Source organism: Halomonas sp. B23F22_3 (assembly GCF_043496965.1).
Taxonomy (GTDB): Bacteria; Pseudomonadota; Gammaproteobacteria; order Pseudomonadales; family Halomonadaceae; genus Halomonas.
Map to the genome: position 1 here is coordinate 708,501 of NZ_JBIEKG010000001.1, position 13,455 is coordinate 721,955.

The 13,455-nt window shown below is 69.1% G+C and carries 10 protein-coding genes; 7 read left to right on the forward strand and 3 right to left on the reverse strand.

Annotated elements, in window-relative coordinates:
• Positions 1–266 precede the first annotated feature (266 nt).
• From ACGTNG_RS03205 to mgrA, 5 genes are all read left to right on the forward strand, one after another.
• Positions 267–3,170, forward strand: coding sequence for a ribonucleoside-diphosphate reductase subunit alpha (locus ACGTNG_RS03205; protein ID WP_394575435.1), 2,904 nt, complete (start codon positions 267–269; stop codon positions 3,168–3,170).
• Positions 3,171–3,256: 86 nt separating this feature from the next.
• Positions 3,257–4,513 (forward strand): ribonucleotide-diphosphate reductase subunit beta, encoded by a 1,257-nt coding sequence (locus ACGTNG_RS03210; RefSeq protein WP_394575436.1) that lies wholly within the window; start codon positions 3,257–3,259, stop codon positions 4,511–4,513.
• 209 nt (positions 4,514–4,722) lie between these two features.
• Positions 4,723–5,031: a hypothetical protein gene (locus ACGTNG_RS03215; protein WP_394575437.1), complete on the forward strand. Its 309-nt coding sequence runs from the start codon at positions 4,723–4,725 to the stop codon at positions 5,029–5,031.
• A gap of 192 nt (positions 5,032–5,223) precedes the next feature.
• The gene (locus ACGTNG_RS03220; RefSeq protein WP_394575438.1) at positions 5,224–6,915 is read left to right on the forward strand and encodes a sensor domain-containing diguanylate cyclase; all 1,692 of its coding nucleotides are present in this window, start codon (positions 5,224–5,226) and stop codon (positions 6,913–6,915) included.
• A 45-nt stretch (positions 6,916–6,960) separates the two neighbouring features.
• The gene (gene mgrA / locus ACGTNG_RS03225) at positions 6,961–7,989 is read left to right on the forward strand and encodes an L-glyceraldehyde 3-phosphate reductase (protein WP_394575439.1); all 1,029 of its coding nucleotides are present in this window, start codon (positions 6,961–6,963) and stop codon (positions 7,987–7,989) included.
• Positions 7,990–8,019: 30 nt separating this feature from the next.
• Here the strand turns inward: mgrA and ACGTNG_RS03230 are convergent, their stop codons facing one another.
• From ACGTNG_RS03230 to ACGTNG_RS03240, 3 genes are all read right to left on the reverse strand, one after another.
• The gene (locus ACGTNG_RS03230; RefSeq protein WP_394575440.1) at positions 8,020–8,691 is read right to left on the reverse strand and encodes a hypothetical protein; all 672 of its coding nucleotides are present in this window, start codon (positions 8,689–8,691) and stop codon (positions 8,020–8,022) included.
• A 279-nt stretch (positions 8,692–8,970) separates the two neighbouring features.
• A complete protein-coding gene (locus ACGTNG_RS03235; RefSeq protein WP_394575441.1) occupies positions 8,971–9,993 on the reverse strand; it encodes a zinc-binding alcohol dehydrogenase family protein in 1,023 nt (340 codons plus the stop codon).
• Between the two features lie 60 nt (positions 9,994–10,053).
• Positions 10,054–11,154 (reverse strand): alkene reductase, encoded by a 1,101-nt coding sequence (locus tag ACGTNG_RS03240; protein ID WP_394575442.1) that lies wholly within the window; start codon positions 11,152–11,154, stop codon positions 10,054–10,056.
• 126 nt (positions 11,155–11,280) lie between these two features.
• Between ACGTNG_RS03240 and ACGTNG_RS03245 the strand changes: the two genes are divergently transcribed.
• Positions 11,281–12,201: a LysR family transcriptional regulator gene (locus tag ACGTNG_RS03245; RefSeq protein ID WP_394575443.1), complete on the forward strand. Its 921-nt coding sequence runs from the start codon at positions 11,281–11,283 to the stop codon at positions 12,199–12,201.
• 90 nt (positions 12,202–12,291) lie between these two features.
• On the forward strand, positions 12,292–13,449 hold the full coding sequence (locus ACGTNG_RS03250) for an efflux RND transporter periplasmic adaptor subunit (RefSeq protein ID WP_394575444.1): 1,158 nt from the start codon (positions 12,292–12,294) through the stop codon (positions 13,447–13,449).
• Positions 13,450–13,455 lie beyond the last annotated feature (6 nt).

Sequence of the window (13,455 nt, forward strand, 5' to 3'; positions counted from 1 at the left end):
TCTCGCCTTCCCGTCGCCATACGGAGACAGGGGGCGTCGCCAGGCCCAACCACGGGGCCTGGCGAGACGCCCGATTCTACCCCACGGAAGGTCACAGCCCATCCACAGGTTATCCACTTGATGAAGCCGAGAAAGCACACTATCTTGTGCCTCGATCCGGCACGAACACTACATCATGTGCCACTAGCAACCACACCCACAGCTGTCAACCGTCGCCCGAGCGGCGGCCTTCACCACACGTTTCACCGAGTCAGGGACCCGGCGCCATGGATACCAATGTCACACCGGACGAGTCGTCCGTTTCCGTCACCGCACCCAAGGCCCTGCGCGTCATCAAGCGCAACGGCGACGTCATGCCCTTCGATGCCGACAAGATCGCCGTGGCCATGAGCAAGGCCTTCATCGCCGTGGAGGGCGACAACGCCGCGGCCTCCTCCCGGGTCCGCGACTTCGTCCGCCAGTCCACCGAGGCGATCGAGCACGCCTTCGTGCGCCGCATGCCCGACGGCGGCACCCTGCACATCGAGGACATCCAGGACCAGGTCGAGCTGGCGCTGATGCGCGGCGGTGAGCAGAAGGTCGCCCGCGCCTACGTGCTCTACCGGGAGGAGCACGCCCGGGCCCGCGCCGCCGCCGGTGACGCTATCCAGAAGCCCCACCCGAGCCTCAACGTGACCCTGCCCGACGGCAGCACCCGTCCGCTGGATCTCGGCCGCATCGAGACCCTGGTCTTCGAGGCCTGCTCGGACCTGCCCAACACCGAGCCGCAGAAGATCGTCGACGACTCGGTGCGCAACCTCTACGACGGCGTGAGCGCCGACGGCGTCTCCCAGGCGCTGACCATGACCGCGCGCACCCTGGTCGAGAAGGACCCGAGCTACACCTACGTCACCGCCCGCCTGCTGCAGGACAACATCCGTCGCGAGGCGCTCTCCTTCCTGGGGGTGGCCGAGGAGGCCACCTACAGCGACATGGCCGAGCTCTACGCGCCGGCCTTCAAGGCCTACATCGAGAAGGGCATCGAGTTCGAGCAGCTCGACGAGGCGCTGGCCGAGTTCGACCTCGAGCGCCTGGCCGCGGCGCTCGACCACACCCGCGACAACGCCTTCACCTACCTGGGCCTGCAGACCCTCTACGACCGCTACTTCATCCACCGCGATGACGTGCGCTACGAGCTGCCCCAGGTGATGTTCATGCGCGTCGCCATGGGCCTGGCGCTCAACGAGGACGACCGCGAGGCGCGGGCCATCGAGTTCTACGAGCTGCTCTCCAGCTTCGACTACATGGCCTCCACGCCGACCCTGTTCAACGCCGGCACCCAGCGCAGCCAGCTCTCCAGCTGCTACCTGACCACCGTGCCCGACCACCTGGACGGCATCTACAGCGCGATCCGCGACAACGCCATGCTCTCCAAGTGGGCCGGCGGCCTCGGCAATGACTGGACGCCGGTGCGCGCCCTGGGCTCCTACATCAAGGGCACCAACGGCAAGTCCCAGGGCGTCGTGCCCTTCCTCAAGGTGGTCAACGACACCGCCGTGGCCGTCAACCAGGGTGGCAAGCGCAAGGGCGCCGTCTGCGCCTACCTCGAGTCCTGGCACCTCGACGTCGAGGAGTTCCTGGAGCTGCGCAAGAACACCGGCGACGACCGCCGCCGCACCCACGACATGAACACCGCCAACTGGGTGCCGGACCTGTTCATGAAGCGCGTCTTCGACGACGAGGAGTGGACGCTGTTCTCGCCGGCCACCTGCCCGGACCTTCACGACCTGTACGGCGCCGCCTTCGAGCAGCGCTACCAGCAGTACGAGGAGATGACCCGCAACGGTCAGCTCAAGCTCTTCAAGCGGGTCAAGGCCAAGGACCTGTGGCGCAAGATGCTCTCGATGCTGTTCGAGACGGGCCACCCCTGGATCACCTTCAAGGATCCGTGCAACCTGCGTAGCCCCCAGCAGCACGCCGGCGTGGTGCACAGCTCCAACCTGTGCACCGAGATCACCCTGAACACCTCGGTCGACGAGATCGCGGTGTGCAACCTGGGCTCGGTCAACCTCGCCCAGCACATGACCGACGGCGAACTCGACGGCGACAAGCTCAAAAAGACCGTGCGCACCGCGGTGCGGATGCTCGATAACGTCATCGACATCAACTACTACGCGGTGCCCCAGGCGAAGAACTCGAACCTCAAGCACCGCCCGGTGGGGCTCGGCATCATGGGCTTCCAGGACGCCCTCTACGCCCACGGCATCGCCTATGCCTCCGAGGACGCCGTCGCCTTCGCCGACCGTTCCATGGAGCTGGTCAGCTACCACGCCATCGAGGCCTCCTCCGACCTCGCCGCCGAGCGCGGCCAGTACCAGAGCTATGAGGGCTCGCTGTGGAGCCAGGGCGTGCTGCCCATCGACTCCATCGAGAAACTGAAGCAGGAGCGTGGCGAGCAGTACATCGAGGTCGATACCTCCCAGACCCAGGACTGGGGGCGCATCCGCGAGAAGCTGGCCGAGCAGGGCATGCGCAACTCCAACGTCATGGCCATCGCCCCGACCGCGACCATCTCCAACATCTGCGGCGTGTCGCAGTCGATCGAGCCGACCTACCAGAACCTGTTCGTGAAATCGAACCTGTCCGGCGAGTTCACGGTGGTCAACTCCTACATGGTCAACGACCTCAAGGCGCGCGGCCTGTGGGACGAGGTGATGATCAACGACCTCAAGTACTACGACGGCAGCGTGCAGCCGATCGACCGCGTGCCGGCCGATCTCAAGGCCCGCTACGCCACCGCCTTCGAGGTAGAGCCCAAGTGGCTGGTTGAGGCCGCCTCGCGTCGCCAGAAGTGGATCGACCAGGCGCAGTCGCTGAACCTCTACATCCAGGGCGTCTCGGGCAAGAAGCTCGACGTGACCTACCGGATGGCCTGGTACCGCGGCCTGAAGACCACCTACTACCTGCGCGCCCTGGGCGCCACCTCGGTGGAGAAGTCCACCGTGGAGCGCGGCACCCTCAACGCGGTCAGCAACGCCGCCCCGGATGCCGCCCCGGCACCGGCGCCGAGCCCCGAGGCCAAGCCCGAGGCGCGCGGCGTCGAGGACTTCCTGTCCGGCAAGAGCGGCAGCGGCTCCCGGGCGCCCTCCGCGGGCGACCTCGACGAGCTGGGCTGCGAGGCCTGCCAGTAACGCCGCGGCGCCCACGCCGATCCCCCCTGACAAGCCCGGAAGGCTCCCGAGGCCTTCCGGCCCCACGACACATCGAGGAACACGACATGCTGAACTGGGACGAATTTCACGAAGACACGATTGACGACAATAGCGCGGTCGCCGAGCAGCCGGCCGCGGCCCAGCCCGCCCCGGCGGCGGCGCCCGAGCCCGCGCCCGCACCGGACGCGGTGGCAGAGAGCGCCGGCGCCTACCAGGTGGCCGACGAGGACCGCATGGCCCGCGCCAAGCGCTCGCTGGAAGAGCTCGACGTGGCCGCCGGCCTCGAGGAGCTCGAGATGGGCGCGGCGCGCATCGAGGTCGATGACAAGCAGATGATCAACGCGCGCGCCGACCTCAACCAGCTGGTGCCCTTCAAGTACGAGTGGGCCTGGCAGAAGTACCTGGACGGCAGCGCCAACCACTGGATGCCCCAGGAAGTGAACATGAACGCCGACATCGCCCTGTGGAAGAGCGCCGAAGGCCTCACCGCGGACGAGCGGCGCATCGTCGAGCGCAGCCTGGGCTACTTCTCCACCGCGGATTCGCTGGTTGCCAACAACCTGGTGCTGGCCCTCTACCGCCTGATCACCAACCCCGAGTGCCGCCAGTACCTGCTGCGCCAGGCCTTCGAGGAGGCGATCCACACCCACGCCTACCAATACTGCGTGGAGTCGCTGGGCATGGACGAAGGCGAAGTCTTCAACATGTACCGCGAGGTGCCCTCCGTCGCCGCCAAGTCGGCCTGGAGCCTCAAGCACACCCAGTCGCTCTCCCGCCCGGACTTCACCACCGGCACCCCGGAGACCGACCAGGAGCTCTTGCGCAACCTGATCGCCTTCTACTGCGTGACCGAAGGCATCTTCTTCTACTGCGGCTTCAGCCAGATCCTCTCCATGGGTCGCCGCAACAAGATGACCGGCGTCGCCGAGCAGTTCCAGTACATCCTGCGCGACGAGTCCATGCACCTGAACTTCGGCGTGGACATGATCAACCAGATCAAGATCGAGAACCCGCACCTGTGGACGCCCGAGTTCCAGGACGAGGTGACCCAGATGATCCTCGAGGGCACCGAGCTCGAGATCGCCTACGCGCGTGACACCATGCCCCGCGGCGTGCTGGGCATGAACGCGGCGATCATGGAGGAGTACCTCCACTTCATCTGCAACCGTCGCCTGGCCCAGATCGGCTTGAAGGAGCAGTTCCCGGGCGCCAAGAACCCCTTCCCGTGGATGAGCGAGATCATCGACCTGCGCAAGGAGAAGAACTTCTTCGAGACCCGCGTCACCGAGTACCAGGTGGGCGGCGCGCTGAGCTGGGATTGAGCCGTAGATCGATCCCATAGACGGCCGGGGCATTTCGCCCCGGCATGCTGGAGGGAGGCCTCGTCATGATGGAGATGCCCATCGCGACCCGCACGACGCGACGCGTCCAACGGCCTGCCGCCACCCCAGATGATGACGCCCTGTCCGGCCACGCCGGGCAGGGCGTTTTTCATGGCCCGGAAACTGGCACATCAATGGAGGTACACCCCATGCAGGTCACTCACTCCACCGCACGTCACGACGCCAGGGCGTGGCAGACCGCCCTGGATCGCGCCCTGAGCGCTCACGGCGACGCCGATGCCCTGGCCCGCTACCCCCACCTCGCCAACGCCTTTCCCGCCCCCACCCCCTCCACCCGACAACATCCCCTGCTCGACTACCGGGAGCTCAAGGCCTGGGCGACTCGTCGGGGCTGGCAGGTGCGCCCGGCACCGGAGCGGGCCACCGGGGAGGACCGGCACAACCCGCCGGTGCGCTTCACCCGCCGGCCGACCGGTACCGCTCGGCACTCGCACTGACCCCGCTGGAGCCTTCCCCCCACACCGCCTTCGGCGCGGGCCGCACGCCCGCGCCGAAGTCGGCATCCTGCTGGAGCTGGTGCAGGATCGCTCGTCCATCGGCTCCCCCGGCGGCGCTTTTTCGTGGACATCCTCCCCGGCTTGCGGCAGCGTGAATCGTCAGAATCACATGAGCGAGAGGCGATTCACTACATGATTTCACCCTCATGGCGCGAGGAGGTCCTGACGCTTGCGCGCACCGTCCACCTGCAGGTCGACCGCGACGGACGAATCCTGGATGCCATCGGCGACACCGACACGCTGCTCGACGCGCCCCGGGAGGAGCTCATCGATCGCCCCCTTCACGAGCTGACCGATCCACGCGTGCGCCTGGCCGCCACGCTGATCGAGCAGTTCAGCACCCTGGCGTCCGAGACCGGCCAGACCCGGGCCGTGGAGACCGACGCCTGCAGCGTCTACGCGCTCTCCGACGGCAGCGTCGCCCTGCGGCTGACGTCCGAGGCCTCGGAGGGCGACGGCGTGATCCAGCGCCTCGTCGACCGCCTGCCGATGATGGTCGCCTACGTCGACCCGGACGGCCGCTTTCGCCTCAACAACCAGGCCTACCTGGACTTCATCGGCCTCAGCCGCGAGGCCCTCTACGGCCGGCCGGTGTCGTCGGTGCTCGACGAGGCCTCCTACGCCAAGGTGGCGCCGCGGTTTCGCCGCGCCCTGGCCGGCGAGGAGGTGAGCTACGAGGACCGGCTGACGCTAGCCGATGGCCGCACCCACTACTTCAAGGTCCACTACGTACCCGACTATATCGACGGCGAGGTCGCGGGGTTCTACGCCATCATCCAGGACATCTCCGAGTACGGGACGATGATCCAGCTGCTGCGTGACGTGCACACCGGCATCAACCGCACCGATATCGGCACCCGGGAGATCGTCGAGCAGCTGCTGGACGACGCCCTCGCCTACCTCTCCCTGGAGATCGGCCTGATCAGCCGCATCGAGGACGAGCGCTACACCGTCTGGTGGGCCGCCTCCCGGGGCCCCGAGATCGCACCGGGCACCACCTTTCCGCTGGGCGACACCTACTGCCGGCTGATGCTCGACGAGGCGGACGTCTTCCACACCGTGCGGGCGGGCGAGGATCCGCGCATCAGCGGCCACCCCTGCTACCAGGCCTTCGGCCTGGAGAGCTACATCGGCATCCCGCTGTGCGTGAACGGCCGGGTCTGGGGCACCCTCAACTTCTCCAGCGCCGCTCCGCGCGGGCGCCCCTTCAGCGAGATCGAGGAGGAGCTGCTGCGGCTGATCGCCAACGCCGCGGAGCGCGTGATCACCCACGAGGTGGAGTTCGATCGGGTGCGTCGCGAGCGCGACCACCTGGCCGACCGGGCCATGCGCGACCACCTCACCGGCCTGCCCAACCGCTCCGCCCTGGAACATCGGATCGAGGGGCTGATGCAGGCGCGCAACGCCGGTGAACCGCCCTTCTCCCTGGCGGTGCTGGACATCGACCACTTCAAGGTGATCAACGACACCCACGGCCACGATGTCGGCGACCGCGTGCTGCGCTGGCTCGGCGAGCGCATGGCCCAGTGCCTGCGCGAGGGCGATCTCGTGGCCCGTACCGGCGGCGAGGAGTTCGTCATCGTGATGCCCGGCGCCAGTCAGCGGGCGGCCCGGGAGATCGTCGAGCGCATACGGACCCACGTGCGCCAGGGGCGAGTGTCTCTCGACGACGGGCAGACGCTCGGCGTGACCGTCAGCGGCGGCATCGGCGAGCACCAGCCGGGGGAGCCCTACCCCGGCCTCTTCCGGCGTGCCGACGCCGCCCTCTATGCCGCCAAGCGCGCCGGACGCGACCGCACGCACCTCGCCGCCTGCCCGGCATGACGCCCGCTCCCCCCGAGCGGGCGCAGCAATCACCAGGAGATCCCCATGCCCTACTCCCCCGCGGACGATCGCTACGAGCGCATGCCCTACCACCGCTGCGGACGCAGCGGCCTGAAGCTGCCGGCCCTGTCGCTGGGGCTGTGGCAGAACTTCGGCGAGACCAGAAGCGTCGACAACGCCCGGGCGATCTGCCGCACCGCCTTCGATCACGGCATCACCCACTTCGATCTGGCCAACAACTACGGCCCGCCCCCCGGCAGCGCCGAGACGCTGTTCGGGCGCATCCTCGCGAGCGACTTCGCCGGCTACCGCGACGAGCTGGTGATCTCCACCAAGGCCGGCTACCGCATGCACCCGGGGCCCTATGGCGAGTGGGGCAGCCGCAAATACCTGCTCTCGAGCCTGGATCGCAGCCTGGAGCGGCTGGGGATCGACTTCGTCGATATCTTCTACTCCCACCGCTTCGACCCCGAGACCCCGCTCGAGGAGACCATGGGCGCCCTGGACCAGGCGGTGCGCCAGGGCAAGGCGCTGTATGCCGGCATCTCCTCCTACAACGCCCAGCGCACCCGCGAGGCGGTGGAGATCCTGCGCTCGCTGGGCACCCCCTGCCTGATCCACCAGCCCAGCTACTCGCTGGTCAACCGCTGGATCGAGGACGACGGTCTGCTCGACACCCTCGACGACCTGGGCATGGGCTCGATCGTCTTCTCACCGCTGGCCCAGGGCCTGCTGACCGACAAGTACCTGGACGGCATCCCCGAGGACAGCCGGCGGGTGCGGGGCAAGGCGCTCAACGATAACCACCTCTCGCCGGAGAACCTCGCGCGGGTGCGGGCGCTGAACGAGATCGCCCGGCGCCGCGGCCAGACCCTCGCCCAGATGGCCATCGCCTGGACGCTGCGCGGCGGCCGGGTGACCTCGGCGCTGATCGGCGCCAGCCGGCCCGAGCAGGTCATCGACAGCGTGGGCGCCCTCAGCGGTCCGGCCTTCACCGACGAGGAGCTCGCCGAGATCGACCGCCATGCGGTGGAGGGCGGCGTCAACATCTGGGCGGCTTCCTCGGAGCGCTGAGGCCGGCGAGACGCTCTCGAAGGAACCTCGTCATGAGGAGGGAACGGCGAAGCGCACCGGGCCGGTCTCGACGGCGATCTCTCGGGTATCGGGCGTCCCGGCATCGCCGGCGCCCGGGAATCGCGAGACGACACTCACCACGAGGCGCCGTCCGTCGGGGGCGGGCACAAGGGACTCGATGACCACCCGGTCGCCGAGCAGCACGCTGTCGACATGTCTCACCCGCTGGCGGTCGGCGTCGTGCTCCAGCAGGGCCAGGTAATGAAAGACCCCGGAGCCCTGGTTGGAGACGCTGAACGGCACCGCCAGATAGCGCCGACCGCCGCGTTCCAGAGAGAGGGCACGCATCTTCGTGACGTCCATCACGATGCGCCCCCGCTCCGGGCCCAGGCTGTACTCGCCCACCGCGCGGGTGAACTCCCCCTCCGGCTCGAAGCGGGTCAGGGGCACGGCCTGATCCAGCTCCGGCAACCTCAGGGCCAGGGGCCCCCCATCCGCGATCGAGAACAACCGTCGCATGACATCGTCCCCGGCCGCCTGGCGCGTCTCCCACTCTTCCAGCGACACGACCTCCCCTGAAGGCGTGCGGTAATAGAGGTCGTCCTGGGTGAAGTTGAAACGATAGATCCCGGCGGCGACCACCAACAGGCCGGCGACGGCGAGAAGGGCGAGGAGCAATGCAAACCAGCGGCGTAGCGACATCTCCGACTCCCGGCACAGAAGAACATTGGTGCTATTTTCCCATAGCCCTCATAACGAAAAACAGGGTTTCCATGAAGGGTACGCGAGCTTTCCACTTCGACGGCAGCCCGGCTCATGGGCGCAGCGGCCGGATGTCATCACACATTGTCGATACTTGGCTGACATCTCCTGAGTCACCGGGACACGGCCCGGTGACGGAAGGAAGAGGGTCGACGCGCTTCGTTTATTTATCGCCCAAGGGCAACGCGGCAGTCCCCGATGAATCGGCTCTTTCAGAGCTCAGGCGTTGCCCTCCCAGCCCGCGACGACGAGCTTGCCCCGCCCTTGGCCGCTCTCGATCCATCGATGAGCACGGCGCAGGTTATCGGCATTGATCGGCGACAGGGTCCGGGCAAGGGTGGTGCGCAGCCGTCCCGCGTCGATCTCGTCGGCCACCCGGTTCAGCAGCCGATGCTGCTCGATCATGTCCGGGGTCTGGTGCATCGGCCGGGCGAACATGAACTCCCAGTGCAGGCTGGCGGCCTTGGTCTTGAGGCCCGCCATGGGCATCGGCAGGTCGGTGTCGTCGATGGCGACGATGCTGCCCTGGGGACGCACCAGGGCGACCGCCGCCGCCCAGTGGCGCATGTCGTTGAAGATGGCCACGTGATCGACGTTCGAGAAGCCCAGGCCCTGGACCTGATCCTCCAGGTCGCCGTGATGGTCGACGCTGTGCTGGGCACCCAGCGACAGTACCCAGTCGATGGTTTCGGTCCGCGATGCCGTGGCGATGACCGTCAGGCCGGCCCGCCGGGCCAGCTGGATGGCGATGGAGCCGACGCCGCCACCGGCGCCGATCATCAGGATGCTGCGCCCGGCATCGGCGCCGTCGGGATCGATGCCGAGGCGGTCGAACAGCGCCTCATGGGCGGTGATGGCGGTCAACGGCAAGGCCGCGGCCTCGGCATGGTCGAGCCGGGCCGGCTTGCGCCCGACGATGCGCTCGTCGACTCGCTGGTACTGCTGATTGCTGCCGGGGCGCGTGATGTCGCCGGCGTAGTAGACCTCGTCCCCCGGCCGGAACAGGCTGACGTCCTCGCCGACGGCGACCACCACCCCGCTGGCGTCCCAGCCCAGTACCCGGGGATGGGGCTCGACGCGCTCCTTGGGGGCGCGGACCTTGGCGTCCACGGGATTGACGGCCACGGCGTGGACCTCCACCAGCAGGTCATGGCCTCGGGGCACGGGGCGTTCCAGCTCCATGTCCTGCAGGGCGTGGGGATGTTCGATGGGCAGGTACTCGGTCAGGGCAACGGCTTTCATGGAAGACTCCTGGGGTAAGGGCGATCGGCGGGAGCGGGGCGCATGAGGCAAGCGGGGCGTTCAGGCACCGGTCGACGCTTCGGGATAGTCGATGTAGCCCTCGGCACCGCCCCCGAACAGGGTCGCCGAGTCGAAGGGGCTCAAGGGGCGCCGGGTCGCCAGGCGGCGCGGCAGGTCGGGATTGGCGATGAAGGGGCGCCCGAAGGCCACCAGGTCCACCAGCCCCGTGCGCAGCAACGCCTCGGCCCGGGCCTGGTCATACTTGCCGGCCACCATGATGGCGCCCGAGTAGACGCGACGCAGGGCGACCCGGAAGTCGTCGGGAATCTCGGGGGCGTCCTCCCAGTCGGCTTCCGCCATGTGCAGATAGGCCAGCCCCTGCCGCTGGAAGGCCTCGGCGGCCGCCAGGATCGTCGGAATGACCTCGTCGTCGTGCATGTTGCGCTGGGTGATGAAGGGCGAGAGCCGCACGCCGGTCCGCTCGGCCCCTATCTCGCCGGCCACGGCCTCGACGGTCTCGAGCAGAAAGCGCAGGCGATTGTCGCGGCTGCCCCCATAGCGGTCGTGGCGCCGGTTGGCCGAGCGACGCAGGAACTGATCGATCAGGTAGCCGTTGGCGGCGTGAATCTCGACGCCATCGAAGCCGGCCTCGCGGGCGTTGGCGGCGGCCCGCCGATAGTCGTCAACCAGGCCCGGTATCTCCTCGCTGGCCAGCGCCCGCGGCACCGGGCAGGGCCGCATGCCCCCCTCCCCGGTTTCCGGGTCGGCCACCCAGACGCTGGCGTCCGGTGCCAGCGCCGAGGGCGCCACCGGCCGGCCATCGGCATGGAAGCTCTCGTGGCTCATGCGCCCCACGTGCCAGAGCTGCAGGACGATGCGCCCGCCCTGGGCATGCACGGCATCGGTCACCCGGCGCCAGCCGGCGACCTGTTCCGCGCTGTGGATGCCCGGGGTGAAGGAGTATCCCTGTCCCTGGGGCGATATCTGGGTCGCCTCGCTGATCATCAGGCCTGCGCTGGCCCGCTGGGCGTAATACTCGGCCATCAGGGCCGTGGGCACGTTGCCCGGCTGGCGGCTCCTGGCCCGGGTCATGGGCGCCATCACCAGGCGGCTGGGCAGCCGCAGCGTACCGAGGTCGAAGGGAGTGAAGAGGTCCGTCATCGCGGTCTCCTGGCAGTCGGGGGATTCGTCGACCGGCTTTCCGGCCGACCCGACCGCCTTTTTACACCCCCAGGCTTTCCGGATAATCTATCCTTCCCCAAAAACACTATTTGGAAAATCCGAATAATGATGCTGGAACACCTGCAGGTCTTCCTGCGCATCGTCGAGTGCGGCGGCCTGGCGGCCGCCGGTCGCGAACTGGGGCTCTCCCCGGCCACCGTCTCGGAGCGCCTGGCCGCCCTGGAGCGACACTTCGGCGCCCGCCTGCTCCACCGCACCACCCGCGCGATCAGCCTCACCGAGGAGGGTCGCGACCTGGTGGAGGGCGGACGCCGGCTGCTGGCCGAGGCCGAGGAGCTGGAGACGCGGATCCGCCTGGGGGTCGAACGCCTGGCCGGCCCGATCCGTCTGAGCGCGCCGCTGGACCTGGGACGCCAGCGGCTCTCGCGGCTGCTCGACGAGGTGATGGACGCGCACCCGGAGATCAGCGTCGAGCTGACCCTGAGCGACGGTTATGTCGACCTGGCCGCCCAGGGCATCGACCTGGCGGTCCGCCTCGGCACCCTCACCGACAGTTCCCTGAAGGCTCGCCGGCTGGCCGACAACGCGCGGATCCTGTGCGCCGCGCCGGACTACCTGGCACGTCATGGCGTCCCCGGGCACCCCGAGGCACTTCGCCACCATGACTGCCTGTGCATGCGATTCGGCGACGCCATCGAGGCCAGCTGGCCCTTCGTGATCGACGGCAGGACCCGCCACCTGGCCGTCCGGGGGCGGCGCATCGCCAACGACGGCGGCCTGGTGAGGGACTGGGCCGTGCGCGGCCTGGGCATCGCCCGCAAGTCGGAGTGGGACATCGCCGATGATCTCGCCGCCGGGCGACTGGTACCGCTGCTGCGCGAATACGAGAGCGCGCCGGGGGCCCTGCAGGTGGTCTATCCCTCGGGGCGTACACCGTCACGGCGGGTCCGCTACGTGCTCGACACCCTGGTGAAGACCTTCGGCGGCCAGCCGACGCCGGCGGCCCTGGCCAGCCGAGGCGGGTGACGCCTTGTGGTTTAATCAGCTGATTAATACACTGCCGGTCTGGCCTCGGGCGCACCCGACGCCCGTCTCTCGCCGTCGAGGATTGCTCCCATGCCGCTCCGCCGTCGTCTTCCGGCCCTCTGGCTCCTGCTGGCCGGCCTCTCGTGGCTGGTCGCCGGCTGCTCGCCGGAGGCGGGCGCGCCCGCCGATCCGCCGCCGACGGTGGTCGACAGCCACGTCATCCAGGCGGGCAACGGCGCCGCCATCACCCGCCTCTCGGGCCGGATAAAGGCCGCCGAACGCACGTCCCTGAGCTTCGAGATCCCCGGCGAGCTGCGCCGGCTCCGGGTCGACGTCGGCGAGCGCTTCGCCGCCGGCGACGTGCTGGCCGAACTCGACGACGCCCGCTATCGCCTGGTGGCCGACCAGCGCCGCGCCGAGCGGCAGGAGGCCGAGGCGGTCCTGCGCGAGAAGCGCCAGGACTACCGCCGCCACGCCCGCCTCGCCGAGCAGAACTACGTGAGCGAGACGCGCCTGGATGCCGCCCGGGCCGCCCTGGGCACCGCCGAGTCCCACCTGGCCTCTGCCCGGGCCACCCTCGCGCTCGCCGAACGCGACCTGACGCTGACCCGTCTCGCGGCCCCCTTCGACGGCTCGGTGAGCCGGCGCCGGGCCGAGCCCGCCGAGCGGGTCGCGGCCAGCCAGCCGGTGCTCGAGGTGATCTCCGACCGGGAGGGCTTCGAGGTCGAGACCAGCGTGCCCGAGACGCTGGTCGACGCCCTGGCGCCGGGCTCGACCCACCGCGTCATTCTGCCCGCCCTGGGCGACGCCGAGAGCGCGGCCACCCTGCGCCACCTGGGCACCCAACCCCGCTCCTCCAACGACTATCCGGTGATCCTCGGCGTCGACGCGCCGCCCCCCGGCCTGCGCTCGGGCATGACCGCCCGGGTCGAGCTGTCGCTGGATGCGCGCGAGACCGCAAGCGACGGCGCGCCGCTGCTGCCGGTGCCGATGACCGCCCTGGTGTTCGATCACAGCCGCGAGGGCGATGACGATGGCGACGACCGGCGCCGCGCCCACGTGCTGCGCATCACCGAGGAGCTGGCCCTCGAGCGCGTCCCGGTGGAGGTGGTGAGCATGGGCGAGGGCCGGGCCTCGGTGCGCGGCGCGCTGGCCCCGGGGGAGCGTATCGTGGCGCGCGGCGTGGAGTTCGTGCGCCCCGGCCAGACCGTGAGCCTGCTCGGCCACGGCCCCGAGCGCTACCACTGAGGCCGC